At 71.2% G+C, this 26,447-nt stretch carries 29 protein-coding genes; 18 read left to right on the top strand and 11 right to left on the bottom strand.

Annotated elements, in window-relative coordinates:
* Positions 1 to 172 precede the first annotated feature (172 nt).
* Positions 173 to 1,867, top strand: coding sequence for an SDR family oxidoreductase (locus tag I4Q55_RS07025; RefSeq protein WP_206785484.1), 1,695 nt, complete (start codon positions 173 to 175; stop codon positions 1,865 to 1,867).
* Positions 1,868 to 1,881: 14 nt separating this feature from the next.
* Entirely contained in the window at positions 1,882 to 2,469 is a 588-nt protein-coding gene (locus I4Q55_RS07020; RefSeq protein ID WP_206785485.1) for a TetR/AcrR family transcriptional regulator, read from the top strand.
* 22 nt (positions 2,470 to 2,491) lie between these two features.
* Here the strand turns inward: I4Q55_RS07020 and I4Q55_RS07015 are convergent, their stop codons facing one another.
* On the bottom strand, positions 2,492 to 3,640 hold the full coding sequence (locus tag I4Q55_RS07015) for a citrate synthase 2 (protein WP_206785202.1): 1,149 nt from the start codon (positions 3,638 to 3,640) through the stop codon (positions 2,492 to 2,494).
* 289 nt (positions 3,641 to 3,929) lie between these two features.
* On the opposite strand from I4Q55_RS07015, the gene I4Q55_RS07010 reads away from it, so the two are divergent.
* The 6 genes from I4Q55_RS07010 to I4Q55_RS06985 are packed head-to-tail and all read left to right on the top strand — an operon-like array spanning position 3,930 to position 8,311.
* The gene (locus I4Q55_RS07010) at positions 3,930 to 4,232 is read left to right on the top strand and encodes an urease subunit gamma (protein ID WP_020641633.1); all 303 of its coding nucleotides are present in this window, start codon (positions 3,930 to 3,932) and stop codon (positions 4,230 to 4,232) included.
* Between the two features lie 11 nt (positions 4,233 to 4,243).
* Entirely contained in the window at positions 4,244 to 4,549 is a 306-nt protein-coding gene (locus tag I4Q55_RS07005) for an urease subunit beta (protein WP_086844441.1), read from the top strand.
* A gap of 1 nt (position 4,550) precedes the next feature.
* On the top strand, positions 4,551 to 6,266 hold the full coding sequence (locus I4Q55_RS07000) for an urease subunit alpha (RefSeq protein ID WP_206785201.1): 1,716 nt from the start codon (positions 4,551 to 4,553) through the stop codon (positions 6,264 to 6,266).
* Positions 6,266 to 6,937 carry an urease accessory protein UreF gene (locus tag I4Q55_RS06995; RefSeq protein WP_206785200.1) on the top strand — a complete coding sequence of 224 codons (672 nt, stop codon included), beginning with the start codon at positions 6,266 to 6,268 and terminating at the stop codon, positions 6,935 to 6,937. The genes I4Q55_RS07000 and I4Q55_RS06995 overlap by 1 nt, the downstream gene beginning before the upstream one ends.
* Positions 6,927 to 7,619, top strand: a complete 693-nt coding sequence (gene ureG, locus I4Q55_RS06990) for an urease accessory protein UreG (protein ID WP_206785199.1) — start codon at positions 6,927 to 6,929, stop codon at positions 7,617 to 7,619. The genes I4Q55_RS06995 and ureG overlap by 11 nt, the downstream gene beginning before the upstream one ends.
* A complete protein-coding gene (locus tag I4Q55_RS06985) occupies positions 7,616 to 8,311 on the top strand; it encodes an urease accessory protein UreD (RefSeq protein WP_206785198.1) in 696 nt (231 codons plus the stop codon). Before ureG ends, I4Q55_RS06985 begins: the two co-directional genes overlap by 4 nt.
* A 42-nt stretch (positions 8,312 to 8,353) precedes the next feature.
* Here the strand turns inward: I4Q55_RS06985 and I4Q55_RS06980 are convergent, their stop codons facing one another.
* Entirely contained in the window at positions 8,354 to 9,454 is a 1,101-nt protein-coding gene (locus I4Q55_RS06980; protein WP_206785197.1) for a lipase family protein, read from the bottom strand.
* A gap of 88 nt (positions 9,455 to 9,542) precedes the next feature.
* Between I4Q55_RS06980 and I4Q55_RS06975 the strand changes: the two genes are divergently transcribed.
* The gene (locus I4Q55_RS06975; RefSeq protein WP_206785196.1) at positions 9,543 to 10,253 is read left to right on the top strand and encodes a TetR/AcrR family transcriptional regulator; all 711 of its coding nucleotides are present in this window, start codon (positions 9,543 to 9,545) and stop codon (positions 10,251 to 10,253) included.
* A 46-nt stretch (positions 10,254 to 10,299) separates the two neighbouring features.
* Here the strand turns inward: I4Q55_RS06975 and I4Q55_RS06970 are convergent, their stop codons facing one another.
* Positions 10,300 to 11,973 carry a cytosine permease gene (locus I4Q55_RS06970; RefSeq protein WP_206785195.1) on the bottom strand — a complete coding sequence of 558 codons (1,674 nt, stop codon included), beginning with the start codon at positions 11,971 to 11,973 and terminating at the stop codon, positions 10,300 to 10,302.
* 230 nt (positions 11,974 to 12,203) lie between these two features.
* Between I4Q55_RS06970 and pdxH the strand changes: the two genes are divergently transcribed.
* The 3 genes from pdxH to I4Q55_RS06955 all read left to right on the top strand — a co-directional run bounded on the left by pdxH (position 12,204) and on the right by I4Q55_RS06955 (position 14,899).
* Complete coding sequence (pdxH, locus tag I4Q55_RS06965; protein ID WP_206785194.1) at positions 12,204 to 12,881, top strand: pyridoxamine 5'-phosphate oxidase; 678 nt, start codon at positions 12,204 to 12,206, stop codon at positions 12,879 to 12,881.
* Positions 12,882 to 13,052: 171 nt separating this feature from the next.
* The gene (locus tag I4Q55_RS06960; RefSeq protein WP_206785483.1) at positions 13,053 to 14,318 is read left to right on the top strand and encodes an MFS transporter; all 1,266 of its coding nucleotides are present in this window, start codon (positions 13,053 to 13,055) and stop codon (positions 14,316 to 14,318) included.
* 23 nt (positions 14,319 to 14,341) lie between these two features.
* The gene (locus I4Q55_RS06955; RefSeq protein ID WP_206785193.1) at positions 14,342 to 14,899 is read left to right on the top strand and encodes a DUF3558 family protein; all 558 of its coding nucleotides are present in this window, start codon (positions 14,342 to 14,344) and stop codon (positions 14,897 to 14,899) included.
* On the opposite strand, the gene I4Q55_RS06950 is transcribed toward I4Q55_RS06955, so the two are convergent.
* From I4Q55_RS06950 to I4Q55_RS06935, 4 genes are read right to left on the bottom strand one after another with little or no spacing between them, the layout of a single operon-like run.
* Positions 14,900 to 15,916: a hypothetical protein gene (locus I4Q55_RS06950; protein ID WP_206785192.1), complete on the bottom strand. Its 1,017-nt coding sequence runs from the start codon at positions 15,914 to 15,916 to the stop codon at positions 14,900 to 14,902.
* A gap of 40 nt (positions 15,917 to 15,956) precedes the next feature.
* Positions 15,957 to 16,799, bottom strand: a complete 843-nt coding sequence (locus tag I4Q55_RS06945) for an MBL fold metallo-hydrolase (protein WP_206785191.1) — start codon at positions 16,797 to 16,799, stop codon at positions 15,957 to 15,959.
* Positions 16,796 to 17,632, bottom strand: a complete 837-nt coding sequence (locus I4Q55_RS06940; RefSeq protein ID WP_206785190.1) for an MBL fold metallo-hydrolase — start codon at positions 17,630 to 17,632, stop codon at positions 16,796 to 16,798. The genes I4Q55_RS06945 and I4Q55_RS06940 overlap by 4 nt, the downstream gene beginning before the upstream one ends.
* Positions 17,632 to 18,210 carry a TetR/AcrR family transcriptional regulator gene (locus I4Q55_RS06935; protein WP_206785189.1) on the bottom strand — a complete coding sequence of 193 codons (579 nt, stop codon included), beginning with the start codon at positions 18,208 to 18,210 and terminating at the stop codon, positions 17,632 to 17,634. The genes I4Q55_RS06940 and I4Q55_RS06935 overlap by 1 nt, the downstream gene beginning before the upstream one ends.
* 65 nt (positions 18,211 to 18,275) lie before the next feature.
* Between I4Q55_RS06935 and I4Q55_RS06930 the strand changes: the two genes are divergently transcribed.
* Together I4Q55_RS06930 and I4Q55_RS06925 are read left to right on the top strand one after the other, a co-directional pair.
* On the top strand, positions 18,276 to 19,181 hold the full coding sequence (locus tag I4Q55_RS06930; RefSeq protein WP_206785188.1) for an aldose 1-epimerase family protein: 906 nt from the start codon (positions 18,276 to 18,278) through the stop codon (positions 19,179 to 19,181).
* Entirely contained in the window at positions 19,148 to 19,633 is a 486-nt protein-coding gene (locus I4Q55_RS06925; RefSeq protein ID WP_206785482.1) for a GNAT family N-acetyltransferase, read from the top strand. The genes I4Q55_RS06930 and I4Q55_RS06925 overlap by 34 nt, the downstream gene beginning before the upstream one ends.
* Positions 19,634 to 19,860: 227 nt before the next feature.
* On the opposite strand, the gene I4Q55_RS06920 is transcribed toward I4Q55_RS06925, so the two are convergent.
* Positions 19,861 to 20,244 (bottom strand): VOC family protein, encoded by a 384-nt coding sequence (locus I4Q55_RS06920; RefSeq protein WP_206785187.1) that lies wholly within the window; start codon positions 20,242 to 20,244, stop codon positions 19,861 to 19,863.
* 102 nt (positions 20,245 to 20,346) lie between these two features.
* On the opposite strand from I4Q55_RS06920, the gene I4Q55_RS06915 reads away from it, so the two are divergent.
* Together I4Q55_RS06915 and I4Q55_RS06910 are read left to right on the top strand one after the other, a co-directional pair.
* Positions 20,347 to 21,009 (top strand): TetR/AcrR family transcriptional regulator, encoded by a 663-nt coding sequence (locus tag I4Q55_RS06915; protein WP_206785186.1) that lies wholly within the window; start codon positions 20,347 to 20,349, stop codon positions 21,007 to 21,009.
* Between the two features lie 11 nt (positions 21,010 to 21,020).
* Entirely contained in the window at positions 21,021 to 22,238 is a 1,218-nt protein-coding gene (locus tag I4Q55_RS06910) for an amidohydrolase (protein ID WP_206785185.1), read from the top strand.
* A 48-nt stretch (positions 22,239 to 22,286) separates the two neighbouring features.
* Here the strand turns inward: I4Q55_RS06910 and I4Q55_RS06905 are convergent, their stop codons facing one another.
* Genes I4Q55_RS06905 through I4Q55_RS06895 form a run of 3 tightly spaced genes read right to left on the bottom strand, consistent with a single transcriptional unit; the run spans position 22,287 to position 24,607 of the window.
* A complete protein-coding gene (locus I4Q55_RS06905; RefSeq protein ID WP_206785184.1) occupies positions 22,287 to 22,853 on the bottom strand; it encodes a Uma2 family endonuclease in 567 nt (188 codons plus the stop codon).
* 16 nt (positions 22,854 to 22,869) lie between these two features.
* Positions 22,870 to 23,421, bottom strand: a complete 552-nt coding sequence (locus tag I4Q55_RS06900; RefSeq protein WP_206785183.1) for a Uma2 family endonuclease — start codon at positions 23,419 to 23,421, stop codon at positions 22,870 to 22,872.
* A 49-nt stretch (positions 23,422 to 23,470) separates the two neighbouring features.
* A complete protein-coding gene (locus tag I4Q55_RS06895; protein WP_206785182.1) occupies positions 23,471 to 24,607 on the bottom strand; it encodes an acyl-CoA dehydrogenase family protein in 1,137 nt (378 codons plus the stop codon).
* Between the two features lie 161 nt (positions 24,608 to 24,768).
* On the opposite strand from I4Q55_RS06895, the gene I4Q55_RS06890 reads away from it, so the two are divergent.
* Both I4Q55_RS06890 and I4Q55_RS06885 read left to right on the top strand, forming a co-directional pair.
* A complete protein-coding gene (locus tag I4Q55_RS06890; protein WP_206785181.1) occupies positions 24,769 to 25,350 on the top strand; it encodes a TetR/AcrR family transcriptional regulator in 582 nt (193 codons plus the stop codon).
* Positions 25,351 to 25,391: 41 nt separating this feature from the next.
* On the top strand, positions 25,392 to 26,333 hold the full coding sequence (locus I4Q55_RS06885) for a carbohydrate kinase (RefSeq protein ID WP_206785180.1): 942 nt from the start codon (positions 25,392 to 25,394) through the stop codon (positions 26,331 to 26,333).
* Positions 26,334 to 26,447: the final 114 nt, after the last annotated feature.

The raw sequence follows: 26,447 nt of genomic DNA, 5'->3' as shown, positions 1-26,447 counted from the left end.
GGCTGAATCCGGCTGTCCACCGTTCGGTGGACACGGGGGGCTTGGTTCCACGGGAAACCACGAAAACGCTGTCATACAAGCAAAAACCGGAACATCGAAGCCCGCGGAACCGCCGCGCGGGTGAACACACTGTTGACAAGTTGTCTAACATGACAGAATGTCTCACAAGTGGGTGACCGCCAGCGACGGTGTCCGCCTCTCCGTGACCATCGACGGCCGGAGCGACGGGCCCACGGTCGTGCTCGTGCACGGCTACCCGGACAACAGCTCGATGTGGGACGGGGTAGCCGCGGAACTGACGCCGAAACACCGCGTCGTCACCTATGACGTCCGCGGCGCCGGACGGTCGGACAAGCCGTCGGGACGCGCGTCCTACCGGCTGGACCAGCTGGCCGACGACCTCCGCGCGGTCGTCGAGGCGGTGCAGCCCGCCGGCAAGGTGCACCTGGTCGCCCACGACTGGGGCTCGGTCCAGACCTGGCACGCCGTCACCGGGGAGGGCCTGCGCGGGCGGATCGCCTCCTACACGTCCCTCTCCGGCCCGAGCCTCGACCACGCCGGCGCGTGGTTCCGCGCCCAGCTGCGCCGCCCGACGCCGAAGCGGCTCAAGAACGCGCTGAGCCAGTTCCTGCACTCGTGGTACATCCTGGCGTTCCAGGTCCCGGTCGTCCCGGACCTGCTGTGGCGCACCGGCCTGCTGGGCAAGCAGATCCAGCGGATGGAGCCGGACGCGGCGCCGCCGGAGAAGCCCGACGGCCTGCACGGTCTCCAGCTCTACCGCGCCAACATGTTCACCCGGCTTTCGCGGCCCGCGCCCCGCCCCACCGACGTCCCGGTGCAGGTGCTGGCCCCGACCGAGGACGCCTACGTCACGACGCCACTGCAGACCGAGGTCACCCGCTGGGTGTCCGACCTGCGGATCCGCCGGATCGTCGGGACGCACTGGGTGACCCGCGCCCGGCCGGAGGTGGTGGCCGCCGCGGCCGCGGAGCTGATCGAATACGCCGAAACCGGCACCGAAAGCCGCGGTCTGCGCCGCGCCCGCGCCGGTGCCGGGCCGTTCGCGCACAAGCTCGTCGTCGTCACCGGGGCGGGCAGCGGGATCGGCCGCGCCACCGCGCTCGCGTTCGCCGAACAGGGCGCCGACGTGATCGTCACCGACATCGACGCGGCCAGTGCCGCCGAAACGCTGAAGCTGCTCGAAGACCACGGCGTTGCCGAGTACACAGTGGACTCTTCGGACGGCGACGCCGTGTACCGCTTCGCGCGCGATGTGCGCGAGAACCACGGCGTCCCGGACATCGTGGTCAACAACGCCGGCATCGGGATGTCCGGCCCGTTCCTCGACACGTCCGTCGAGGACTGGGAGCGCGTCATCGACGTCAACCTCTGGGGCGTGATCCACAGCTGCCGCGCGTTCGCGCCGATGCTCGCCGAGCGCGCCGAAGGCGGCCAGATCGTCAACATCGCCTCGGCGGCGGCGTACCTGCCGTCGAAGATCCTTTCCGCTTACGCCACGACGAAGTCGGCCGTGCTGACGCTGAGCGTCTGCCTGCGGGCCGAGCTGGCGGCGCACCACATCGGCGTCACGGCGGTGTGCCCGGGGATCGTGAAGACCAACATCACCAGCACGACGAAGTTCGTCGGCGTGTCCGAAGAGGAGCAACGCCGGCGGCAGCAGGAAAGTTCGAAGCTGTACGCCCGCCGGGGGTTCGGCCCCGAGGGCGTGGCGCGGGATATCCTGCGTGCCGTGGAAAAGGACATCGCGATCGCGCCGTCCACTCCGGAGGCGAAGGCCGCGTTGGTCCTTTCGCGACTGACGCCCGGCTTGCTCCGCAAGGCCGCGAAGCTGGACCTGACGCCGTGAGCCGGCCGCGGCGGATGTCGCCGCAGGCCCGCCGCGACGACCTGATCCGCGCCGCGCTCGACCTGTTCGGCTCGCGGGCGCCCGAGCTGGTCACCGTGGACGACATCGTCGCGCGCGCCGAGGTGTCGCGGCCGCTGTTCTACCGGTACTTCTCCAGCCTGCGCGAACTCCAGGTCGAGGCACTGCGCACGGTCACCGACGGCCTGATCGACGGCCTGGCCGGACTCGAGGATGGGCCGCCCGAAACCCGGCTCCGCGCCGCCGTCCGGGGCCTGATCGACGTCGCCGACCACTACCGCGCGGGGTACATCGCCCTGCTGCGCAGCGGCTCGGTGATCGCGACGTCCGAGACGGACGCGGCCATCGACGAGGTCCGCAACCGCGCGGTGGCCCTGATCCTGGACGCACTCGGCGTCACCGAGCCCTCACCGCTGCTTTTGCTCACGCTGCGTTGCTGGACGGCGGTGGTCGAGGGCGCGCTGCTGAGCTGGCTGCAGGAACGCACGGTTCCCCGCGAGTCCCTCGACACGTGGCTGGTCGACCAGCTCACCGCCATGCTCGCCACGACCGCCACCCACGAAGGAGCCGCCACTTCCGTGTGAAAGCGGCGGCTCCCCGCGCGGGTCAGTGCTTGGTGACGAGCTCCCAGCCCTCGACGTCCTCCGGGCTGCGCGGCGCCGGGCCGACGTACTTGGCCGACGGCCGCACGAGACGTCCGGTCCGCTTCTGCTCCAGGATGTGCGCGGCCCAGCCGGCGGTGCGGGCCGAGCTGAACATCGCGGGCATCATGTGCGGCGGGACCTGCGCGAAGTCCAGGATGACCGCGGCCCAGAACTCGACGTTGGTCTCGATCGGGTGATCCGGACGCCGCTCGCGCAACTCCTTCAGGGCGGCCTGCTCCAGCGCGGCGGCCGCCTCGTAGCGGGTCGCGCCGAGTTCCTGGCAGGTCCGGCGCAGCACGCGCGCCCGCGGGTCCTCGGCCCGGTAGACGCGGTGGCCGAAGCCCATCAGGCGTTCCTTGCGGTCGAGGATGCCCTTGACCAGGCCTTCGGGGTCGCCGGTGCGCTCGACCTCTTCGATCATCGGCAGCACGCGCGCCGGGGCGCCGCCGTGCAGCGGGCCCGACATCGCGCCGATCGCGCCGGACATGGCCGCCGCGACGTCGGCGCCGGTGGAGGCGATGACGCGGGCGGTGAAGGTCGAGGCGTTGAGGCCGTGCTCGGCGGCCGACACCCAGTAGGCGTCCAGGGCCTTGACGTGCGCGGGGTCCGGCTCGCCGCGCCAGCGGACCAGGAACCGCTCGGTGATCGAGTGGGCCTCGTCGACGCGGGCCTGCGGCACGGCGGGCTGGCCGATGCCGCGCGCCGACTGGGCGACGTAGGAGAGGGCCATCACCGAGGCGCGGGCCAGCTGCTCACGGGCCTCGTCGTCGGTGATGTCGAGCAGCGGGCGGTACCCCCAGATGGGGGCGAGCATGGCCAGCGCGGCCTGGACGTCCACCCGGACGTCGCCGGTGTGCACCGGCAGCGGGAACGGCTCGGCGGGCGGCAGGCCGTGGCCGAACCGGCCGTCCACGAGGAGGCCCCACACGTCGCCGAAGGTCACCTTGCCGGCGAGGTCCTCGATGTCGACGCCGCGGTAGCGCAGGGCACCGCCGTCCCGGTCGGGTTCGGCGATTTCGGTGTGGAAGGCGACGACGCCCTCCAGGCCCGGTCGGAAGCCGTCGTCGGGTTGGCCGGACGGCTGAGGCTTGCTGATCGTGGAGGTAGTCACTGTTTCGCGGAACCTTTCGGTGCGCTTTTCCCCGGCTGGTTGCTGCTGGTCGCGTGGTTGGGACAGAGCGCACGAAACGCGCGCCACATCGCACGGATGGATAGACCTTGCTCTCTTGACCGGCCGCAGGCAATCGAAAGATGCGGTGGTTTCGGTCACGATTACGAGAACGATTCAGTCACCGAAGCCTCCGGTCAGGAGAATTTTCACCACGCAGTGTGACGAAGTCCAGGTAAATCCTGTGTTTCCGAACCCGGCGCCGCTGTGTTTCGGGTGATAGACCTAGCGCATGCACCTCAGCCCGCAGGAGCGCGACAAGCTGCTCATCCACGTGGCGGCCGACGTCGCGCGGAAGCGGCTGGACCGCGGCGTCCGGCTCAACTACCCGGAGGCGGTCGCGCTCATCACCGACCACGTCCTCGAAGGCGCCCGCGACGGGCGCACGGTCAGCGAGCTCGTGGCGAGCGGCCGGACCGTGCTCTCCCGGGCGCAGGTGCTCGACGGCGTGCCCGAGATGGTCGACTCCGTGCAGGTCGAGGCCACGTTCCCGGACGGCACGAAGCTCGTCACCGTGCACGACCCGATCGTGTGAAAGGCAGCGGCATGCGCCCTGGCGAGATCATTCCCGGCGACGAGCCGGTCGAGCTGAACCCCGGCCGCGCGCGCGTCCGGCTGCTCGTGCGGAACCTCGGCGACCGGCCGGTGCAGGTCGGCTCGCACTACCACTTCGCCGCCGTCAACCCCGGCCTCGAGTTCGACCGGGACGCCGCCCGCGGCCACCGGCTCGACGTCCCGGCCGGGACGTCGGTGCGGTTCGAGCCGGGCGTCGAGCGCGAGGTCGACCTGGTGCCGCTGGCCGGAGCCCGCCGGGTGCCCGGCCTGCGGTCCGAATTCGCAGGGGAGTTCTGACGTGCCGCAGATCGATCGCGAGCGCTACGCCGAGCTGTTCGGCCCGACCACCGGCGACCGCATCCGGCTCGCCGACACCGACCTGCTGATCGAGGTCACCGAGGACCGCTCGATGGGGCCCGGCGGCTCCGGCGACGAGGTGCTCTTCGGCGGCGGCAAGGTCATCCGCGAGTCGATGGGCCAGGCCACGGCGACCCGGGCCGAGGGCACCCCCGACCTGATCATCACCGGCGCGGTGATCCTCGACCACTGGGGCATCGTCAAGGCCGACGTCGGCGTGCGCGACGGCCGGATCGTCGGCATCGGCAAGGCCGGCAACCCGGACACGATGGACGGCGTCGACCCGGCCCTGGTCATCGGGCCGTCGACCGAGGTGCTGTCCGGCAACGGCAAGATCCTCACCGCGGGCGGCGTCGACTGCCACGTCCACTTCATCTGCCCGCAGCTCGTCGGCACCGCGCTCGCCGCCGGCGTGACCACGCTGGTCGGGGGCGGCACCGGCCCGAACGACGGCACCAAGGCCACCACGGTCACCCCCGGCGCGTGGCACCTCGGCCGGATGCTGGCCGCCATGGACGGGTACCCGGTGAACGTCCTGTTGCTGGGCAAGGGGAACACCGTCCGGCTGGAGGCGCTGCGCGAACAGCTCGCCGCCGGCGCGGGCGGGTTCAAGCTGCACGAGGACTGGGGCACCACGCCCGCGGCGATCGACGCCTGTCTCACCGTGGCCGACGAAGCCGGTGTGCAGGTGGGCATCCACACCGACACGCTGAACGAGGCCGGCTTCCTGGAGTCCACTGTGGACGCCATCGGTGGCCGCTCGATCAACGCGTACCACACCGAAGGTGCCGGTGGCGGGCACGCGCCGGACATCATCCGGGTCGTCTCGCTGCCGAACGTGCTGCCGTCGTCGACCAACCCGACCCGCCCGCACACGGCCAACACCCTCGACGAGCACCTCGACATGCTCGTGGTCTGCCACCACCTCAACCCGTCGGTGCCCGAGGACCTCGCCTTCGCCGAAAGCCGGATCCGGCCGACGACGATCGCCGCCGAGGACGTCCTGCACGACATGGGCGCGATCTCGATGATGAGCTCCGATTCGCAGGCGATGGGCCGGATCGGCGAGGTGATCATCCGGACCTGGCAGACGGCGCACGTGATGAAACGCCGCCGCGGCGCACTGCCCGGCGACGGCGCGGCCGACAACCTGCGCGCGCGGCGCTACGTCGCCAAGTACACGATCAACCCGGCCATCGCGCACGGCATGGAGTCCGAGCTCGGCTCGGTCGAGGTCGGCAAGCTCGCCGACCTCGTGCTGTGGGAACCGAAGTTCTTCGGCGTCCGCCCGCACGTCGTGCTCAAGGGCGGCATGCCGGCCTGGGCGGCGATGGGGGACGCGAACGCGTCCATCCCGACGCCGCAGCCGGTGCTGGCTCGCCCGATGTTCGGGGCGAACATCGGGGCCGCGCTGAGCCTGCACTTCGTCGCGCCGTCCGCTTTGGACAGTGGATTGCGCGAGCAGTTCGGCATCACGCGGCCGCTGGCCGCCGTGTCGAACATGCGCGCGCGGACCAAGGCGGACATGGTGCTCAACGACGCCTCGCCGGACGTCCGCGTCGAGCCGGACAGCTTCGCCGTGCACGTCGACGGGGAACTGATCGAACCGCAGCCGGTGACCGAGCTGCCGATGACCCAGCGATACTTCTTGTTCTGATGGACCTGTCGGCACTGATCCTCGCGGACTCCCGCTTCCCCGGCGGCGGGCACATCCACAGCGGCGGGCTCGAGGAGGTCGTCGCGCGGAAACTGGTGACGTCCGTGCGCGACCTGCCGGGATTCCTTTCCGGACGGTTGCGGACAGCGGGTTACCTGGCGGCGGTTTTCGCGGCCGCTTCCGCGCACGCGGCTGTCACCGAAGGCAATTGGTCCCTGTTGGACAGTGAGCTCGACGCGCGGACGCCGTCGCTCGCGCAGCGTGAGGCGTCCCGGGCGCAGGGCCGCGGGACCGCGCGGGCCGGGCGGATCGCGTGGCCGTCACCGGTGCTCGACGCGTTGCTGGCCGAGACGCCGCGGCCACACCACCCGATCGTGCTGGGCGCGCTGGTCGGCGTCGCCGGCGGCTCGCCGTACGACGCGGCCATGGCCGTGGCGTACCTGGCGGTCAGCGGCCCGGCGAGTGCGGCCGTGCGGCTGCTGGGCCTGGATCCCTTTGCCGTCAACGCCGTCGTGGCGCGCCTCGACCTCGCTTCCGTTTGCGCGGAGGCGGCGTCGGTGGCGGGGGACGACCCGGCGGCGCTGCCGTCGCCGGGGTCGCCCGCGTTGGATCTGTTCGCCGAGGCCCACGCCCGGCACCACAAGGAAGAGGTGCGTCTCTTTGCCAGCTGACCACGGACACGGGCACGGGCACGTCCACCCGGTCAACTTCGACCCGACGGCCACCGAGCCGGACCACTACGACGCAGCACCCACCGCCGGCCGCGCGTACCGGATCGGCATCGGCGGCCCGGTCGGCTCGGGCAAGACGGCGCTGACCGCGGCGCTGTGCCGCGCCCTGGGTGACGAGCTCAACCTCGCCGTCGTCACGAACGACATCTACACGACGGAGGACGCGGACTTCCTGCGGCGGGCCGGTGTGCTGGACCCGGCCCGGATCGAGGCGGTGCAGACGGGCGCCTGCCCGCACACGGCGATCCGCGACGACATCACGGCGAACCTGGACGCCGTCGAACGCCTGGAGGAGAAGTTCCCCGGTCTCGACCTGGTGATCATCGAGAGCGGCGGCGACAACCTCACGGCGGTGTTCAGCCGCGGCCTGGCGGACAGCCAGGTCTTCGTGGTCGACGTCGCGGGCGGCGACAAGGTGCCGCGCAAGGGCGGCCCCGGCGTCACGACGGCGGACCTCCTGGTGATCAACAAGATCGACATCGCCCACCTGGTCGGCGCGGACATGGACGTGATGACGTCGGACGCGCACCGGATGCGCGGATCGCTGCCGGTGATCACGCAGTCCCTTGTGGACACCCCGGACGCGCCGGCGGTGGCCGACTGGGTCCGTTCGCTGCTGTGAAGGCCCACGCCCGGCTGACGGCGTGCTTCGACGGTACGCGCACGGTGCTGCGGGAGCTGTGCTCGATGGCGCCGCTGACGTTGTTCCCGCGGCGACGGTCCGGCCCGACGGCGGTGGTGCACCTGGTCAACTCGGCGACGTCGCCGCTGGGCGGGGACGACCTCCTGCTGTCGGTGCACGTCGGCCCCGGCGCTTCGCTGCGCCTTTCCGGCGTGGCGGCGACGCTGGCGCTGCCCGGTCTCCACGGTGAGTCCTCTTTGTCTACTGTGGACGTCGTGGTCGAGGAGGGTGGATCGCTGGAGTACCTGCCGGAGCCGACGGTGATCACGGCTCGGGCGCGGCACAACGCGGTTTTCCGGGCTTCGCTGGCGTCGGACGCCTACCTGCACACGCGGGAGGTGCTGGTGCTGGGGCGGGCCGGGGAGCGGCACGGTTCCCTGGTGACCACTTTGGACGTGGTCCGGGCCGGGGCGCCGGTGCTGCGGCAGACGCTTTCGGTGGGGGACACGGGCTTGGACGGGAGCTTGGCCGTGCTGGCGGGCCGCCGGGTGCTGGCCACGGACCTGGAGGTCGGCGGCCCCGAGCTCCCGGCGGCCTCGGGTGAGTGGTGGTCCCGCAGCCCCCTCGCTGCGGGCGGCACCCTCACGACTTCCCTCGCCCCGGACGCGGTCACCGCGCTGCGGCCGTTCTGAGCAGCCCCCGTTTTCCACGCTACCGGGGGCCACCGACAGTTTTCAGAACTTCGTGCCCAGCCAGGTCATCGCCGCCGGGCCGCCGACCGAGACGCCGCCGATGTGTTCCAGCAGCGGGAACTCCTGCCACGTCAGCTTCGCGCCGAGGGACTTCCAACGGTCGCGCAACGCCGTGCCGACACTGAACGGGATCAGCTCGTCCAGCGTTGCGTGGTACAGGTACACCGGTGCCTTCGGGGCCGTCGTGCCCAGGTAGTTCTCCGCCAGGCGGGCCTGCCAGTGCGGCTCGTGGATCGGGTCCGGCACCGTCACGAAGTCCCGCAGGTGCGCGAACGGTGCCGCCGCGCCGAGTTCCACCGTGCAGGCCTTCGACACGCGGGCCACCGCCTCGCGGCCGCGGTCGTTCAGGATCGACGCGAAGGGCACGTCCGGGTACGCCGCCGCGAAGCCCGTCGCCGCGCCGAGGACCAGGCCGAACGCCGCGCCTCCGTCGTTGGCCGCGAACACCGCGTTCAGGTCCGCCGGGACGCCGCCGGCCGCGACGCCGACCACGTTCAGCGAAGGCGCGTACGTGGCCTGCAGCTCGGCCGCCCACGCCGCGGCCTGGCCGCCCTGCGAATACCCGAACACGCCCACCGGTCCGGACGGCGACAGCCCCGCGCCGGTCACCTGGGCGGCCGCCCGTGCCGCGTCGAGCACCGCGCGACCTTCGGACTGCCCGACCGCGTACGTGTGCGTGCCCGGCGTGCCGAGCCCTTCGTAGTCGGTGACGACGACCGCCCAGCCCTGCGACAACGCCTGCGCCAGCAGCGCGCTCTCGTTCTCGATGCCGTGGGCCAGCAGGTTCGAGGGCGCGCACTGGTCGCCGAGGCCGTGCGTGCCCACCGCGTACGTGATCAGCGGCCGCGGGCCGCCGCGCAGCCACGGCGTCGGCGGCACCAGCAGCGTGCCGGACACGGCGTTCGGCTCGCCGGTCGCCGAGGTCGAGCGGTACAGCAGGTGCCAGGCCTTGACGGGCGCCGGGAACGGGCCGACGAACACCGTCACCGGCTTCTGTTCCAGCAGGACACCCGGGTCCGCGTGCGCCGCGGGGGCGGCTGTCACGAAAAGGAGCGCGACGGCGACCAGTAACCGACGAAGCATCGTTGCCTCCGGTGTTTGGTAATCGAGGTTTTCACAATTTAGCCAGGCCGGTAGGATCCGGCAATCCCTCAGAAGGAGGAGACGACTGTTGGCTCGCACGTACGGCGGTGTCGCACCCGAACAACGTCGCGCCGACCGCCGCGAGCGGCTGCTCACGGCCGGTCTCGAGCTGTTCACCTCCACCGGCTTCCGGCAGACGAAGATCACCGAGGTGTGCGCCCGCGCCGGCGTGTCCACCCGGAACTTCTACGAGGAGTTCACCGGCAAGGAAGACGTCCTGCGCACGCTGCACGACCGGATCAACAGCCTCGCGCTGGAGCACGTCACCGCCGCGCTCGACGAGGTCGCCGAAGCCGACGCCGTGACGCGCATCGCCACGCTGCTCGACGTCTTCATCGACACGGTCACCGTCGACCCGCGCCTGCCGCGGCTGAACTACGTCGAAGCCGTCGGCGTCAGCGCGGAGCTGGAGGCGCAGCACCAGGTGTGGGTCGACCGCTGGGCGACCTTCATCGAGACGGAGGCGCGCCGCGCGGCCGAGCACGGCGCGGCGCCCGACCGCGACTACCGGCTGACGGCGATCGCCCTGGTCGGCGCGGCCACCGGGCTGCTGCGCGAGTGGCAGGCGCACGAGCCGCCGCTGCCGGTGGAGGACGTCGGCGCGGAGCTGCGCGCGCTGATGCTGGCGGCCATCATGCGGCCCGGAAAAATCCCGGAAATCCGGGGCAACCCCGGGGCGCCGGCCGGCGTGGAACAGTCGAGCCGGGTGGGGGAGCAGGGGGGAACCCGGCGAACGTGAGGGCCCGTTCCCGGCGGCGGACGCCGGGAACGGGCCCGCACGGACCTTACGGCGTCCGGACCGTGGGCAGGCCGAGCGCGACCGGGCCGGTCGTCTGGCACACGTCGTGGCAGGTGCTGTCGAGCGTGCAGCAGAGCGAGCAGATCGGGCCGTCCTGCTTCGCGCAGTCGGCGACGTCCGGCAGCTCGTACGGGTCGCCGCAGACCGAGCAGGTGTGCGTCGCGCGCAGATCGACGTCGGAGTCCGGGCCGGCGACGGTGTTCTCCCGGGCCAGGTAGTACTTCCCCTTCGTCGCGACGGCCAGCGTCGGCACCAGCACGATGGCGATGACCAGCGCGAGCAGCGGGCTGAAGGCGGCCAGGAACTGTCCGAACACGCCGAAGTACGCCACGATCGACACCGCCGACGCGACCACCATCGAGCCGAACCCGACCGGGTTGATCTTGTGCAGGTAGGCGCGCTTGAACTCGATGTAGCGCGGCGAGAGGCCCAGCGGCTTGGCGATCACCAGGTCGGCGCAGACGGCACCGATCCAGGCGATGGCGACGTTCGAGTAGAAGCCGAGGATCTTGTTGAGGAACCCGAACGCGCCGAACTCCATCAGCGCGAGCGCGATCCCGCAGTTGACCAGCACGTACCAGACCCGGCCGGGGTGCTTGTGCAGCACGCGGGAGAAGAAGTTCGCGAACGACAGCGAGCCGGAATAGGCGTTCGTCGTGTTGATCTTGATCTGCGAGACGACGACGAACAGCGCGGCGAACGTCAGCGCCACCGGCCCGAGTGCCGGCTTCACCGCTTCCAGGTACGGCGCGATCGGCTCCAGCGCGTGCGTCTTCCCGACGACGCCGAGGGCGATGAAGGCCAGCAGCGCGCCGCCGATCTGCTTGGCGGCGCCGAGGATCACCCAGCCGGGCCCGGCGGCCAGCACGGCGGTCCACCACGACCGCTTGTTCTCCGCCGTCTTCTCCGGCATGAACCGCAGGTAGTCGGCCTGCTCGCCGATCTGCCCGATCAGCGACAGCGCGACACCCATGCCGAAGCCGAACCCGATCGCGGAGAACCCGGCGCCGGCACCCTCCGTGCCCCCGAACTGGGTGAACTCGGCGAACTTGCCCGGCTCGCGGACGAGCACGACGACGAACGGCAGCACCAGGCCGGCGATCCACAGCGGCTGTGTCCAGGTCTGCATCTTCGCGACCGCGCCCATGCCGTAGAGCGCGAACGGCAGCACGATGAGCGTGGAGAGGAGGTAGCCGATGGCCAGCGGGATGCCGACGGCGAGCTCGAAGGCCTGCGCCATGATCGAGCCTTCGAGCGAGAAGAAGATGACGGTGAAGCTCGCGTACACGAGCGACGTCAGCGTCGACCCGAAGTAGCCGAAGCCGGCACCGCGGGTCAGCAGGTCCATGTCCACTCCGGACTTCGCGCAGGCGGCCGCGATGGGCACGCCGGTCACGAAGATGACGACGGCCGCGGCGAGGATCGCCAGCACACCGGAGGTGAAGCCGTAGGAGAGGACGATGCTGGCGCCGATGGCGAAGTCGGCGAGGTAGGCGATGCCGCCCAGCGCCGTCGTCGCGACCACGAACGGGGACCATTTCCGGAACGAATGAGCGGCGAAGCGCAGTGAGTAGTCCTCGCGGTTTTCGTTCGCCGCGAGCGGGGCGTACCGGCGTTTCGGCGGGGCACTCTTTTCGGCGTTGGACAGGGTCTCGGTCATGCCTGCCTCCGGGGGTGGTGGGGAACGGGCCGAAGGTAGGTGCGTCCTGTATCGATCCTGGTCCGGCGGGTAACGCGGGGGTTACGGCTTGTTGTCCTGCGGTTACGGCTGGGTGGCGGGAAATGGGTGTCGGGTGTCACCGTTAGGTGGGTTCCGCTGCCGGTCGCGAGGCCCTAACGTGCCTAGAGCCGAAGTCGACTGATGCCCTGATCGGGCGTGGAGGTTTGGCGATGATGCCGGAGATCGAGGACCAGGTGGAAGACGCCGTAGTACGCCTTCCCGGAATGCGCGTCGCCTACGACGGCGCCGCGTTCGACGAAACCGCGCTCGCCGCCACCTGGACCGATCAGCTGCAGGGCTGGCTCAACCAGGCGGTCGCGGCGGGCATCGCGGAGCCGAACGCCATGGTGCTCGCGACGGCGGACGCCGAAGGCCGGCCGTCGTCCCGCACGGTGCTGTGCAAGGGCCTCGACGACCGCGGCGTCGTGTTCTACACGAACTACACGTCGGCGAAGAGCCACGACCTGACGGCGACCCGGTACGCGTCGGTGACGTTCCCCTGGTACGCGCTGCACCGCCAGGTCCACGTCCGCGGCGAGGTCGAGAAGGTCGGCGTCAAGGAGACGGCGGAGTACTGGGCCCAGCGCCCCCGCGGGTCCCAGCTCGGGGCGTGGGCGTCCCCGCAGTCCCGCGTCGTGGACGGCCGCCGGGCGCTGGACAACGCACTGCACGGGATCGAGCGGCGCTTCGCGGACGTGGAGCACATCCCGGCACCCCCGCACTGGGGCGGCTGGCGGATCCGCCCGGACATGGTGGAGTTCTGGCAGGGCCGCGAGGACCGGATGCACGACCGGCTGCGGTACGTGCGCAACGACGACGGGTGGCACATCGAGCGCGTCGCCCCCTGACCTTCAAGCGCCCCAATGTGGCCTTCGGTGCGTTCAACGCACCGAAGGCCACATTGGGTGCGTTGAACGCAACCAAGGCCACATTGGGGCGCTCGCGAGGCGAGGTAAATCACCTGCGTCAGATACTTAGCCCCGCTAAGCTGATGAGTCGTGACTGGTGAACCGGGGACCTTGCCGCCCCGCTCGGGCATCCGCAAGGTCCTCGGCCGCATCATCGTCGACACGCGGCCGCTCAAGATCCCCGCCTTCCGGCGGCTCTGGCTGTCCACTGTGGTCACCGCCGTCGGCACCCAGCTGACCGCCGTCGCCGTGCCCAAGCAGGTCTTCGACCTCACCGGGTCCTCCGCCTACGTCGGCCTCACCGGGCTCGTCGCCCTCGTCCCGCTGCTGGTCTTCGGGCTCTGGGGCGGCGCCGTCGCCGACGCCGTCGACCGGCGGAAGCTGCTCTTCGTCACCAACGTCGGCGTCGCCATCACCTCCGCTCTGCTCTGGCTGCAGGCCTTCGCGCACTTCGGCTCGGTCTGGCTCGTCCTCGGCCTCCTGGCCGTCAACCAGGCCTTCTTCGCGATCAACATGCCCACCCGCGGCGCCGTCGTCGCGCGGCTCGTGCCCGCCGAACTGCTGCCGTCGGCCAACGCGCTGAACACCACCATGTCGACCTTCGGCGCGGTCTTCGGCCCGCTGTTCGCCGGTGCGCTGATCCCCGTCCTCGGCCTCTCCACTCTCTACCTGATCGACGTCGTCGCCCTGACGATCACCCTCTTCGCCGTCTGGCGGCTGCCGTCGATCCCGCCGCTCAACGGCCCTTCGCGCCGCGCCGGGATCAGGGACGTCGTCGACGGCTTCAGGTACCTCGCCGGGCAGAAGATCCTGCTGGCCTCCTTCGTCGCCGACATCATCGCCATGGTCTTCGGGATGCCGCGGGCGCTGATCCCGGAGATGGCCGAGCGCACGTTCGGCGACCCGCCCGGCGGCGGCCCCGCGCTCGGCTGGCTCTACGCCGCCCTGCCCGCCGGGGCGATGCTGATCGGGCTCTTCTCCGGCTGGCTGACGCGCATCCACCGCCAGGGCGTCGCGGTCGTCGTCGCGGTCTGCGCGTGGGGTGCGGCGGTGGCCGCGTTCGGGCTCGCGCACTCGCTCTGGCTCGCCGTCGTCTTCATGGCGCTGGCCGGGGCCGCCGACATGGTCAGCGCCGTCTACCGGATGGCGATCCTGCAGGTCGCGACCACCGACGAGATGCGCGGACGGCTCCAGGGCGTCTTCACGGTCGTCGTCGCCGGCGGCCCGCGGATCGCCGACCTCACCCACGGCTGGGGCGCCGCCGCGTTCGGCACCGCGGCCGCGGCCAGCGTCGGTGGCCTGCTGGTCATCGTGCTCGTGTGCGCGTCGATGTTCCTGCTCCCGGCCTTCTGGCGATACCGGGCGCCGACAGTTTGAGCTGTTCGGGCTAGGGTGCGGACATGCGTACCTTAGCCGTCGCTTTTGTCGCTTTTGCCCTGTTGACCGCCTGCTCCTCCGGGGACGAACCCTCGAAGGCCCCCTCGTCGTCCGCGCCCACCCAGCCGAAGCCGGCGCCGAGCTCGAACGCGGCCGCGGCGTCGCTCGACCCGTGCAAGCTGCTGCCCGCCGAGGCCGTCTCGAAGGCGCTGTTCCTCGACAACCTCAAGGCGGTGCCGGGCCCGGCGCAGGACACCACGGCCAACGGCGGCAAGGCACGCAGCTGCGAGTACCAGCACGACGGCAAGGCCGCCGGCGCGCTCGCGGTGACCCGCTACGAGGGCAAGCAGGGCAAGCCCGCCGAGATGGTCGCGTCGATCAAGAAGGCGAAGCCGGGCGCGAAGGACGTCCCGGGCTTCCCGGACGGCGCCGTCTACTACGTCGACGGCCAGAAGACGGCAACGCTCGCTTCGGCCGAGCTGGTCGGGGGCACGCCGGTGCTGATCAACTACACCGGCCCGGCGAAGATGACGCCGGAGCAGCTCGCCCCGCTCGTCAAGCAGGCCCTCGCCGCCGGCTGATCAGGTCCAGCCCACGAGCTGCCGCTCCGAAAGCGTGTCCGCGGGCGGCAGCTGCGGGAACGCGGGCCGCGCGACCGCGCCGGGCGTGACGGGCGAGGAGAACCACTCGCCCTGCGCGGTCTGGTAGAGCACCGTCGTCCGGTCCGGCGCGGCGATCGTCTTGGCGATCCGCGGCTCGGACCGCTCGACGAGCTTGGTCACCTGCGGCGTCTGGCCGTCGAGGTGCAGCCGCATCAGGACACCGTGTTCGTCGGTACCGGTGACGGCGGACATCAGTACCGTGGTCGCGTCGATCGTGGCGACGAGCTGGTAGGTGGCGCCCGGCTCTTCGTAGACCGCGTAGGCGATGGCGCCCGACGAATCGGCCAGGTACGCCAGGCCGCCGCCGACGCGCTTGGCGTCCTGCCAGGTCAGCACCTCGTTCCGCGGGCCGAGCCACCAGTCCCGGACGTGCTGGTCGGCGTGCCCGTTGGGCACCATGCCCGCTTCCTTGACCGGCGTCCCGAGCTGCTGGTAGTCGACGGAGTACACCGCCTCGCCGTCGTCGAAGAACAGCTTCGACCCGGCCGGGCCGAACTTCGGGTTGTGGAACCTGGTCGCCTTCTCGCTCATCGTCCGCTCCGGGGCGGTGACGACGCCGGTGCGCTCGTAGCGCCGGTCGGTGGCGTTGAGCCGGAACACCTCGACCCCTTCGCCGGTGTCGAGCGTGGCGTACTGCCCGTCCGGGGAGATGAGGTCGAGTTTCGACGTCGGTTCGCCGAGGCGGTGCAGCGACGTGTCCCGGCCGGGGAACGGCAGGACCGTCTTGATCGCGCCGGTCGCCGGATCGGCGAAGGCGAGTTCGTGGAGGCGGGTCCCGGCCTGCTGCTGCAGCACCACGACACCGGAGAGATCGAGCGGCGCGGCCTCCTGCGTCGCGGCGGCGGCCGGGTCAGGGGCCGGCTCACTCCCGCACGCCGTCGTCAGCAACGCCACCACGCCCAGCACGGCCGCGCACCGGCGGATCTTCGCCACCATCCGAACCTCCCGTCGTCGGAGGCTCAGATGGGGCGGACGATCATTCGGTTCCCGGGGACTTCCGGCGCAGCGCAGCCAGCTCGACCGGGCTGTGCGCCGAGAACACCGTGACGTCGTCCCGGTGGGTCCGCGCCAGCTCGTGCAGCCGCGCCAGGTTCTCCAGCCGCGGCCCGCGCACTGTCTGGACCAGGGTCTGGAACGCCGTCAGGCCCGGCGGGCAGTGCGGTGCCACCGGGTCCAGCTGGCCGTGGAAGAAGTACGCGTCGCCGGCGTGCAGGAGCCAGCCGTCGCCGGTGTCGACCGCCACGCCCGCGTGGCCGCGCGTGTGGCCGGGGAGCGGGACCAGCAGGATCTCCTCCGGCAGGCCCTTGAGCGCGCGCACCGCGTCGAAGCCGAACCACGGCTCGCCCGTCTCCTCGTAGGTGCTCCACAGCGGACGGTGCGCGAACTGCGCCGCGCGGTAGCGGTTCTTCTCGGCCGCGTTCCCCGGGGCCGTCGCGGACCGCTGCTCCTCGGCGCGGACGTGCACGACGGCGTTCGGGAAGTCGGCCAGCCCACCCGCGTGGTCGACGTCGAGGTGCGTCGCGATGACGTGCCGGACGTCGGCGGGGTCGAGGCCGAGCGCCTCGATCTGCGCGACGGCCGTCTCGGCCGCTTCGAGCCGCGCGCCGACCGCCGCCAGGAAGAACCCGCCGAGCCACTCGCGGGGCCGCGCGACGGCCTGGGTGCCGAAGCCGGTGTCGACCAGCACCAGGCTGTCGCCGGTCTCGATCAGCAGGCAGTGCGCGACCAGCTCCGCCCGCCGCAGCAGGCCGGGCTCCCCGTCGATCAGCTTCCCGCCCGCCGGGTGCATCGTGCCGCAGTTCAGGTGGTGCACCTTCATACGCTGCTCCTGGTACTCAGCCGGAGGAACTCGGTCTCGTCGTGCGCGGCGAACACGCTGACCTCGTCGCCGTGCTCCTGAACAAGCTGGCGCAGGCGGCGGTGATTGTCCAGCCGGGCGCCCCGCACCGTCTCCATCCGGCGCTCGAACCACTTCAGGGCCGGCGGGCAGTGCGGCGCGGCGGGATCGACCTGCCCGTGGAAGAAGTACGAGTCGCCGGCGTTGAGCAGCCAGCCGTGGCCGGTGTCGACGGCGACCCCGGCGTGGCCGCGCGTGTGCCCGGAGAGCGGGACCAGCAGGATCTCCGGCGGCAGGCCGTCGAGCTGCCGGACGGCGTCGAACCCGAACCACGGCTCGCCGGTGTCCGCATAGGACATCCACTGTGGACCGTGCGCGAACTGGATCCGGCGGTACCGGCCGCGTTCGGCGTCGTCGCGCGGGTCGGTGAACGCGCGCAGCTCCTCGGCGTAGACGTGCACCCGCGCCCACGGGAAGTCGACCAGCCCGCCCGCGTGGTCGAGGTCGAGGTGGGTCAGCACGATGTCGCGGACGTCCGCCGGGTCGAAACCGAGTGCGCGGATCTGCGCGACGGCGGTCTGCGCCGGGTCTTCGATCGGGTTCGTCAGCCGCACGAAACCCGCGCCCAGCCAGCCGTTCCGGTCCACCGCGGCCGGCGTGCCCATGCCGGTCTCGACCAGGACCAGCCCGGTGTCCGTTTCGACCAGCAGGCAGTGGCAGACGACGGTACCCCGCCGGAACAGCCCCGGCTTGCCGTCGAACAGCCTGCCGCCGGGCGGGCGCAGGGTGCCGCAGTTCAGGTGGTGGACGCGCATCAGGAGAACTCCCGTTCGAGGGTGGCGTGCAGGTGGGTGGCGACGGCGCGCAGCGGCGCGAGGTCGCGGCGGGTGCGGGCCAGCAGCAGCCCGCCTTCGATCGAGGCCAGGACGATGGTGGCCAGCTCGTCGGCGCGCTCGCCGGAAAGCCCTTGTCCGGCAAGGTAACCGGTGAGGATGCCGTGCCACGACGAGTAGCCGTCGACGCAGGCTTCCCGGATCGGGTCACTCGCCGCGGCGGCGTCCAGCGCGACTGTCGCGATCGGACAGCCGCGCTGGAAGTCCGACGCGGTCAGGAATCCCGCGAGCGCGTCGATCGTGCGGTCGATCCCGGTCGCGGGATCGGGGGCGTCGCCGAGGATCGCTTCGAGGAGCGTGCCCGTGCGCTCGCTCGAAAGCCGGACGGCTTCGGCGGCGAGCTGCTCCTTGCCGCCGGGGAAGTGGAAGTAGAGCGACCCCTTGGGCGCGCCACCCGCCGTCGTCAGCTGGGTGAGGCCGGTGGCGTGGTAGCCCTGGGTCTGGAACAGGTCGGCGGCGGTGTCGAGCATCCGCTGCCGCGTGTCGGTGCGGCGAACCATGACTCGACCGTAGCGCAAACTATGACGACCGGTCTAGTAACTTCGTGGATCGGTAAGGTCGTGCCATGGGCAACCCGACCGGTCAGCAGTTCGAGATCACCCGCGGCAACGCGCGCGCCGTCGTCACCGAAATCGGTGCCGGGCTGCGCGCGTTCGAAGTCGGCGGCGTGCCGTACGTCGAGGAGTTCCCCGAAGACGCGAAGCCGCCGCTGGGCGCCGGGCAGGTGCTGCTGCCCTGGCCGAACCGGACCAAGGGCGGCCAGTGGTCGTTCCAGGGTGAGAAGCAGCAGCTCGAGGTCACCGAGGAGGCACGCGGCAACGCCATCCACGGCCTGACCCGCCACCTCGAGTGGGAGCTGCTGGAGCACGCCGAGTCGTCGATCACCCTGGCCGTCGACGTCGAAGTGCAGCCCGGCTGGCCGGTGCCGCTGCGCGCGACCGTGACGTACGAGCTCGCGCCGCGCGAGCTGACCGTCACCCACGAGATCCGCAACGAAGGCGAGCAGCCGATCGGCGTCGGCGTCGGCACGCACCCGTACTTCCGGATCGGCGACGTCCCGACCGACGAGCTGACCCTGACGCTGCCCGCGAGCCGCGTCCGCCCGTCCTTGCCCGACGAGCAGATGCCGTATGCGGAAGAGCAGGACGTCGAGGGCACGGAGTACGACTTCCGCGCCGGCCGCGTGCTGGCGGGCGTCAACCTGGACACCGCGTTCGGCGGCCTTGCGGCGGACGGGGACGGCCGGCACCACATCGTCCTGAGCCACGAGGGCCAGGAACTGCTGGTCTGGACCGGCCCGGACTTCCACTGGGCCCAGGTGTTCACCCCGGACGATCTGATCGGCCGCGGCCGCGCGGTCGCGATCGAGCCGATGACCTGCCCCGCCGACGCGCTCAACACGGGTACCGACCTGATCGAGCTGGAGCCGTCGGCGTCCTGGTCGGGCAGCTGGGGCATCCGGGTCCGGTGACGCCGCTTCGCCTGGGCGTCGCCGACGCGGGCGAAGTCCTGACACTGCAACGGGCCGCGTATGTCACCGAGGCACGCGCGCACGGGGACCTTGACCTGCCGCCGTTGCTGGAAACCCTCGACGAGACGCGGGTTGCCCTCGCGGGCTTGTCCTGGGGCATCCGGGAGGCGGGCCGCCTGGTGGCGTCGGTACGGCTGACGGTGACCGGGCCGGTCGGAGTGATCGGCAGGCTGGTCGTCGCCCCGGACCGGCAGGGGGCCGGGCTGGGGAGCGGACTGCTGCGGTTCGCGGAGTCGGCGGCGCCGGCGGAGGTGACGCTCTTCCGGCTCTTCACCGGTTCGAAGAGCGTGGGGCCGTTGCACTTGTACGCCAAGCACGGGTACCGGGAGACGCACCGGACGCCCGAGAACAACCACGAGCTGGTGCACCTGGAGAAGGCCCGGACCCCTTAGGCCGGCCACCGGTTTCCCGGTGGCCGGCCGCTGTCCTCATGCGCCGGTGCGGCGCTGACGGAGGACCGGCTTTCCTTGCCGCCCTTGGGTTTTCCTGCCGTTCCGGTGCGGCAGGGCGCGATCGCTCCGCCCGCGCCGGCCGTCGGTGACGGGGCCGGATCCGGTGTCCGCGGTGGTGAGGTTCGCAGGCTTTCGCAAGAGGGGACTCCTTCTTTTCGGAGGGGTGTTCAGTTCTGGCCGGCCCACTGGACGAACTGGACGACGACGCCGTTGGGGTCGGTCACCTGGAACAGGCGTTCGCCCCAGGGCTCTTCGCGCAGCGGCATGGTGATCGGCGCGCCCGCGGCCCGCAGCCGCTGTTCTTCTTCGTCGAGGCCGTCGGCCACGGTGTAGGCGAGGATCAGCCCGCCGGCGCGCTGGTCACGCTGCTCCGGCGGCAGCACCTCGATCCCGCGGGCGAGCAGGACGACGTCGAAGGCGTCGGAGCGGGTCAGGGACGCGAAGCCCTCGGCGGCCTGCTGGACGGCGTAGCCGAGGTGGGTGGTGAAGAACTCCTGCGACGCGGCGACGTCGTCGACGGTCAGCGAGACGGTGGAGGCGGTGAACTGCACGAGGCTCCTCGGTGGATCGTCGTAAACTTGCTACCGACGTAAGATTAGCCGCGGCAGCTAAGGTGTGTCAACATAAATTTGCCACGAGAGTAAGATTGCTCCATGACTACTGAGACCGGCGGGCTCCGCGAGGCCAAGAAGCAGGAGACGCGGCAGCTCATCTCCGACCACGCGACCAGGCTGTTCATCGCCCAGGGCTTCGAGCAGACGACCATCGCCGAGATCGCCGACGCCGCCCGCGTCGCCAAGAAGACCGTCACCAACTACTTCGCGCGCAAGGAAGACCTGGCCCTGGACCACCAGGAGGAGTTCGCCGGCTCCCTGGCCGACGCTGTGGCCACCCGTTCGCCGGGCGAATCGGTGCCGGCTGCGCTGCGTCGCGCGTTCGCCGACGCCGTCGCCACCCGCAACCCGGTCGCGGGCTTCTCCGGGCCGGAGTTCGCCCGCATGATCGCCGACAGCCCGACCCTGACCACGTGCCTGCGTGGCCTGCACGACCAGCGCGAACACCGGCTGGCCCAGGCGCTGGCCGAGGCCGCTCGGGTCCGGCCGGACGACATCGCCGTCGAGACTGCCGCCGGGTTGCTGAGCGCCGTTCACCGTGTGCTGTTCCAGCGCATCCAGGCGCTCACGCTCGCCGGGCACTCCAACGACCGGATCGCCGACACCATCGGCGCCGAGGCGGCCCGGGCCTTCGAGCTGCTGGAGACCGGGCTGGCCGGCTGGCCCTACACCCGCGTGCAGGCGCCCGGGGGAGTTCGTTAGCGTGGCGAACTATGGCGAAGGCAATTGTCGGGGGCTATGTCGTCCCCATCGACGGTGATCCCATCGAGGGCGGCACGGTCCTGATCGACGGCGGCCGGATCGTCGCGGTCGGCACCGAGGCGGACGTCGACATCCCGGAGGACGCCGAACTTGTCGACGCGGCCGGCACCTGGGTGCTGCCCGGCTTCATCGACGCCCACGCCCACCTCGGCGTCCACGAGGACGGCGAGGGCTGGGCCGGCAACGACACCAACGAGATGACCGACCCGAACGGCGCCCGCTTCCGCGCGGTCGACGGCATCGACCCGTACGAGCCGGGCTTCGACGACGCGCTGGCCGGCGGCGTCACGAGCGTCGTCATCAAGCCGGGGTCGGGCAACCCGATCGGCGGCCAGACGATCGGCGTCAAGACGTGGGGCCGCAGCATCCTCGACATGACGTTCGCGGAGCACGTCAGCGTGAAGAGCGCGCTCGGCGAAAACCCGAAGCGCGTGTACGGGGACAAAAAGCAGACGCCGTCGACGCGGCTGGGCGTCGCGGCGATCCTGCGCGAGGCGTTCACCAAGGCCCGCAACTACCAGGCGAAGCGCGCGCACGCGGAGTCCGAGGGCAAGCCGCACGAGGTGGACCTGACGCTGGAGACGCTGTCGAAGGTCCTCGACGGCGAGCTGTACTGGGACCAGCACGTCCACCGCGCGGACGACATCGTGACGGCGATCCGGCTGGCCGACGAGTTCGGCTACAACCTGGTGATCAACCACGGTACCGAAGGCCACCTGATCGCGGACCTGCTGGCTGCGCGCGAGGTGCCGGTGATCCTGGGCCCGCTGTTCACCACGAAGTCCAAGGTGGAGCTGCGCAACCGCACGCTGCGTTCGGCGGGCATCCTGGCTCGCGCGGGCGTGAAGATCGCGATCACGACGGACCACCCGGTGATCCCGATCAACTTCCTGGTGTACCAGGCGGCCCTGGCGGTGAAGGACGGCCTCGACCCGGCAACGGCGCTGAAGTCGCTGACGATCAACCCGGCCTCGATGCTCGGCCTGGACGGGCAGATCGGTTCCCTGAAGCCGGGCCTGGACGCCGACGTGGTGTTGTGGTCGGGCGACCCGCTGGACGTGATGAACCGCGCCCTGCGAGTCTTCGTCCGCGGCGACGAGGTGTACCACTTCGACGAGTCGACCGGCGAGGGCGTGTCGAAGGACCGCAGGTACCGCGAGGCCCGCTGAGTTTCGGACGGCACGCCGGTGACCGGGCGGTTCCGGCGTGCCGTTCGATCAGTCGAGGAGCGCGGTCAGGTCGATCTTGACGGGGAAGGGTACGTCGGTGACGAAGGTGCCGGTGACCGCGGCGGCGTCCAGGTAGCCGAACTCACCGGCTTGGTGGCATGCGACCAGCGAGATGGGCTCGCTCGTGTCGATGATCCAGTAGTGCGGGATGCCGGCGTCGGCGTACTCGTCGTGCTTCACCCGGTAGTCGGTGCGCTCCGACGCCGGTGATACGACCTCGACCACCGCCGCGACCTCGTCGGCGCGAAGCATCTCCTCGGCACCACGCGCGAGCGCGGCTTTGTCGAAAATCAGCAGGTCGGGCCGGCGCGAGAAGCCGGGCTGGCCGGCAGGTGCCAACTGCAGGTCCACGTCGATGCCGAGGATGACCGTCAGCCCGGGTGGCAGCTGTGGATCGAGCTGCCGTGCAAGCGAAAAGGCAGCCAGGTTGTGTCGGGCGCTGGGGTTGGGTGATATCACCACCCGGCCTTCTACGAGCTCGGTGTAGCCAACCTCGGTTTCGCCGAGCGCCGCGTACTCCTCGATCGTCAGCAGTCGCACCGGAGTTACGGCCATCGTGTCTCCCGTCCTCTCACGGAATCAGCGCGTCGAGATCGAGCCGCACCGGGAACGGAACCTCGGTCACGAAGGTCCCGCTCACCGCCGCCGCGTCGACGTAGCCGGAATCGCCCGCCCGGCACTCCACCACCGAGACCCGCTCACCCAGGTCGACGATCCAATAATGCGGAATCCCGGCATCGGCGTACTCGTCGTGCTTGACCTGGTAATCAGTCCGCCGCGAACCCGGCGCCACCACCTCCACCACCAGCACCACGTCGGCCGCCCGGAGCAGGCCGTCGCCACTGTCCAGCGCTGCCCGCTCCAGGACCAGCAAGTCCGGACGGCGTGCGAAACCGGGGCCGCCGTCCGGGCTCAGGCCCAGGTCCAGGTCGTTGGCGACGACGAACGCGAACCCGGCCGGCAACTGCCGCTCGAGCGCCGCGGCCAGCAGGCAGACCGCCAGGTCGTGCCGCCGCCCGGACCAGGGGCACGTCACCACCCGGCCCTCCATCAGCTCGGTGAAACCGACGGCGGTGCCACCGAGGGCCGCGTACTCCTCGATGGTCAGCAGATGACCGGGCATGCCGCGACGGTATCCGTCACCGGAAAGCGACAGCCGTCGCTGGATCGAGCTATGCGTTCTTCAGCTCGCGGGCGATGACCACCCGCTGGATCTGGTTCGTGCCCTCGAAGATCTGCGGCACCTTCGCCTCCCGCATGTACCGCTCCACCGGGAAGTCCCGCGTGTACCCGGCCCCGCCGAGGACCTGGACCGCGTCCGTCGTCACCTTCATCGCGCCGTCCGTGGCCACCAGCTTGGCGATCGACGCCTGGCGCTTGAACGGCATCCCGCGGTCGCGTCGCCGGGCCGCGTCCAGGTACAGCGCGCGGGACGCCTCCACCGTCGCCGCCATGTCCGCCAGCAGGAACTCGACGCCCTGGAAGTCGATGATCGGACGGCCGAACTGCGAACGGCCCTTCGCGTACGCCACCGCTTCGTCCAGTGCCGCCTGTGCCAGGCCCACCGCGCACGCCGCGATCCCGAGCCGGCCCGAGCTCAGCGACGACAGCGCGATGCGGAGCCCGGCACCAGGGTCGCCCAAGAGCCGCGAAGCGGGTACGCGCGCGCCGTCGAAGATCATCTGGGCCGTCGGGGAGCCCGTCAGGCCCATCTTGCGCTCGCGCGGTGCGGCCGACAGGCCCGGCGTCGACGAGTCGACCAGGAGGCAGGAGATCTCGTCCGCACCCGTGCGGACCATCGTCGTGTAGAAGTCCGCCACGCCCGCGTGCGTGATCCACGCCTTCGTGCCGTTGACGACGTAGTCCGGGCCGTCGAGACGCGCGCGCGTCGACAGCGCCGCCGCGTCCGAGCCCGCGTTCGTCTCCGACAGCGCGTACGCGCCCAGGAGCGCGCCTTCGAGCATCTCCGGCAGCCACTTCTCGCGCTGCTCGTCGGTGCCGTACTCCGCCAGCGCGTAGCAGGACATCGTGTGCACCGACAGCCCGACGCCGACCGTCATCCACGCCGCCGCGATCTCCTCCAGGACCTGCAGGTAGACCTCGTACGGCACGTCGCCGCCGCCCCAGCGCTCCGGGTACGGCAGGCCCAGCAGCCCGGACTTGCCGAGCAGGCGGAACTGCTCGCGGGGGAACTGCTCGGCTTCCTCGGCCGCCGCCGCCCGCGGGGCCAGCTCGTCGCGCGCGATCTCTCTGGTCAGCGCGACCAGTGCCGCGGCTTCCGCGTCGGGCAGCAGGCGTTCGGCGGGCATCGGTGTCCTCCCAAACCACATCTTGCGGGGGTCCGGGTGGCGAAGCCCCCGGCCGGGGCGAAGCCCCGCAAAGCGCTGTACTGAAACCAGTACTCCAGGATTGTCTAGAGTACAGTACGACAGGCCTGGGGTGGCCGGAAGACGTAGGAGATAGTGAGCCGATGCGCCCCGAACCCCGCCGCCGGCCGACCGCGCGCCAGCAGGCGCTGCTCGGCGACCTCGAGGCACTCTTCCTGGCCGAGGGCTTCGCCGCCTTCACGCTCGACGACCTCGCCGGCCACCTGCGCTGCTCGAAGTCGACGCTCTACGCGCTCGCGCCCAGCAAGGAGCAGCTCGCCGTCCGGGTCGTGACCGGGTTCTTCCGCGGCGCCGCGGAGCGGATTGAAGAGCGCATCGCCGGCATCGACGACGCGCGCAAGCTCATCGGCGAGTACCTGGCCGGCGTCGCCGAACACCTCAACCGGGCGTCCGCGGCCTTCATGCGTGACCTCGCCGAGTTCGGCCCGGCGCGGGAGGCCTACCAGCTCAACAGCCGGTTCGCCGCGCGCCGGCTCCGGCAGTTCATCGACAAGGGCGTCGCCGACGGGGTGTTCCGCGACGTCCACGCCCGGCTGGTGGCCGAGATGACCGGGCTGATCATCGAGGGCATCCAGACCGGCGTGCTCGGCGGGCGAACCGACGTGTCGGACGCCGAGGCGTTCACCGCTTTGGGCGAACTGCTGCTCGGCGGGTTGAACAAATAGCGGACAGGAATTGTCAGCCGGGAGTCAATTAAACTCCCGGCGTGATCGTCGTAGGCGGAGAAGCTCTGGTCGACCTGGTTCCCGGCGACCCCCTCGATTCCACTGTGGACGGTGGGCTGTGCGCGCTGCTGCCCCGGCTGGGCGGTGGCCCGTACAACGTGGCGCTGGCCGCCGGGCGGCTCGGCGTGCCGTCGGCGTTCCTCTCGCGCGTGTCCACCGACCGGTTCGGCGAGGCGATGGTCGAGCGGCTGCACGCCTCCGCCGTCGACACCTCGCTGCTGCAGCGCGGCGACGAGCCGACGACGCTGGCCGTCGTGGCGCTCGACGCGAAGGGCGCCGCGCGCTACTCGTTCTACGTCGAGGGCACCGCGGACAGGCTGGTCGCGGATCCGGGCCCGCTGGCGGAAAGTGTGACAGCGCTCTCACTGGGCACGCTCGGCATGGTCCTCGAGCCCGGCGCTTCGGCCTACGAGGCGATGCTGCGGCGCGAAGCGGCCCGTGGCGTGCTGACGGTGCTCGACCCCAACATCCGCGAGGCGCTCATCGCCGACCCGGCCGCCTACCGGGCCCGGTTCGCGTCCTGGCTGCCGGACGTCCGGCTGCTGAAGGTCTCCGACGACGACGCCGCGTGGCTCACCGGCGGCGCCGACCCGGTCGCCGCGGCGAAGACGTGGATCGAGTCCGGTGTGGACGCCGTGGTGCTCACCCGGGGCGCCGACGGGCTCTCGGTGATCACCGCCGCAGGTGAGCTGGCCCACGTGCCGTCGCGAAGGGTCACCGTGGTCGACACGATCGGCGCGGGCGACACCGTGCACGGCGCGCTGCTGGCCTGGCTGCACACCCGCGAGGCCACCGACCTGGCGACTCTCGACGCCGGCGCGTGGCGCGAGGCCCTCACCTTCGCGGCGAAAGCGGCGTCGATCACGGTGTCCCGCAGCGGCGCCGAGCCGCCCACGTCCGCCGACATGGCGGCCACCGTGTGAACCTGGTCCCAAAGGGGGCCCCGGGAGCAACGTCACCGCTGCGCGAAGGCGGGTTTCTCGACTAACGTTGAGGGGCATTCTTCATACCCCAGCGGGGCGGTGTGCAGCGAGGCG

The sequence above is a fragment of the Amycolatopsis sp. MtRt-6 genome, from assembly GCF_017308975.1.
Taxonomy (GTDB): Bacteria; Actinomycetota; Actinomycetes; order Mycobacteriales; family Pseudonocardiaceae; genus Amycolatopsis.
The sequence above is the reverse complement of the archived record's forward strand: the minus strand, read 5'-3'. Positions and strand labels throughout refer to the sequence as shown.

Coding starts and splice junctions, on each gene's coding strand:
- I4Q55_RS07020 (WP_206785485.1), top strand. CDS start 1,882: ATGTCGCCGCAGGCCCGCCGCGACGACCTGATCCGCGCCGCGCTCGAC.
- I4Q55_RS07010 (WP_020641633.1), top strand. CDS start 3,930: ATGCACCTCAGCCCGCAGGAGCGCGACAAGCTGCTCATCCACGTGGCG.
- I4Q55_RS07005 (WP_086844441.1), top strand. CDS start 4,244: ATGCGCCCTGGCGAGATCATTCCCGGCGACGAGCCGGTCGAGCTGAAC.
- I4Q55_RS06995 (WP_206785200.1), top strand. CDS start 6,266: ATGGACCTGTCGGCACTGATCCTCGCGGACTCCCGCTTCCCCGGCGGC.
- I4Q55_RS06980 (WP_206785197.1), bottom strand. CDS start 9,454: ATGCTTCGTCGGTTACTGGTCGCCGTCGCGCTCCTTTTCGTGACAGCC.
- I4Q55_RS06970 (WP_206785195.1), bottom strand. CDS start 11,973: ATGACCGAGACCCTGTCCAACGCCGAAAAGAGTGCCCCGCCGAAACGC.
- pdxH (WP_206785194.1), top strand. CDS start 12,204: ATGATGCCGGAGATCGAGGACCAGGTGGAAGACGCCGTAGTACGCCTT.
- I4Q55_RS06955 (WP_206785193.1), top strand. CDS start 14,342: ATGCGTACCTTAGCCGTCGCTTTTGTCGCTTTTGCCCTGTTGACCGCC.
- I4Q55_RS06950 (WP_206785192.1), bottom strand. CDS start 15,916: ATGGTGGCGAAGATCCGCCGGTGCGCGGCCGTGCTGGGCGTGGTGGCG.
- I4Q55_RS06945 (WP_206785191.1), bottom strand. CDS start 16,799: ATGAAGGTGCACCACCTGAACTGCGGCACGATGCACCCGGCGGGCGGG.
- I4Q55_RS06940 (WP_206785190.1), bottom strand. CDS start 17,632: ATGCGCGTCCACCACCTGAACTGCGGCACCCTGCGCCCGCCCGGCGGC.
- I4Q55_RS06935 (WP_206785189.1), bottom strand. CDS start 18,210: ATGGTTCGCCGCACCGACACGCGGCAGCGGATGCTCGACACCGCCGCC.
- I4Q55_RS06930 (WP_206785188.1), top strand. CDS start 18,276: ATGGGCAACCCGACCGGTCAGCAGTTCGAGATCACCCGCGGCAACGCG.
- I4Q55_RS06915 (WP_206785186.1), top strand. CDS start 20,347: ATGACTACTGAGACCGGCGGGCTCCGCGAGGCCAAGAAGCAGGAGACG.
- I4Q55_RS06910 (WP_206785185.1), top strand. CDS start 21,021: ATGGCGAAGGCAATTGTCGGGGGCTATGTCGTCCCCATCGACGGTGAT.
- I4Q55_RS06905 (WP_206785184.1), bottom strand. CDS start 22,853: ATGGCCGTAACTCCGGTGCGACTGCTGACGATCGAGGAGTACGCGGCG.
- I4Q55_RS06900 (WP_206785183.1), bottom strand. CDS start 23,421: ATGCCCGGTCATCTGCTGACCATCGAGGAGTACGCGGCCCTCGGTGGC.
- I4Q55_RS06895 (WP_206785182.1), bottom strand. CDS start 24,607: ATGCCCGCCGAACGCCTGCTGCCCGACGCGGAAGCCGCGGCACTGGTC.
- I4Q55_RS06890 (WP_206785181.1), top strand. CDS start 24,769: ATGCGCCCCGAACCCCGCCGCCGGCCGACCGCGCGCCAGCAGGCGCTG.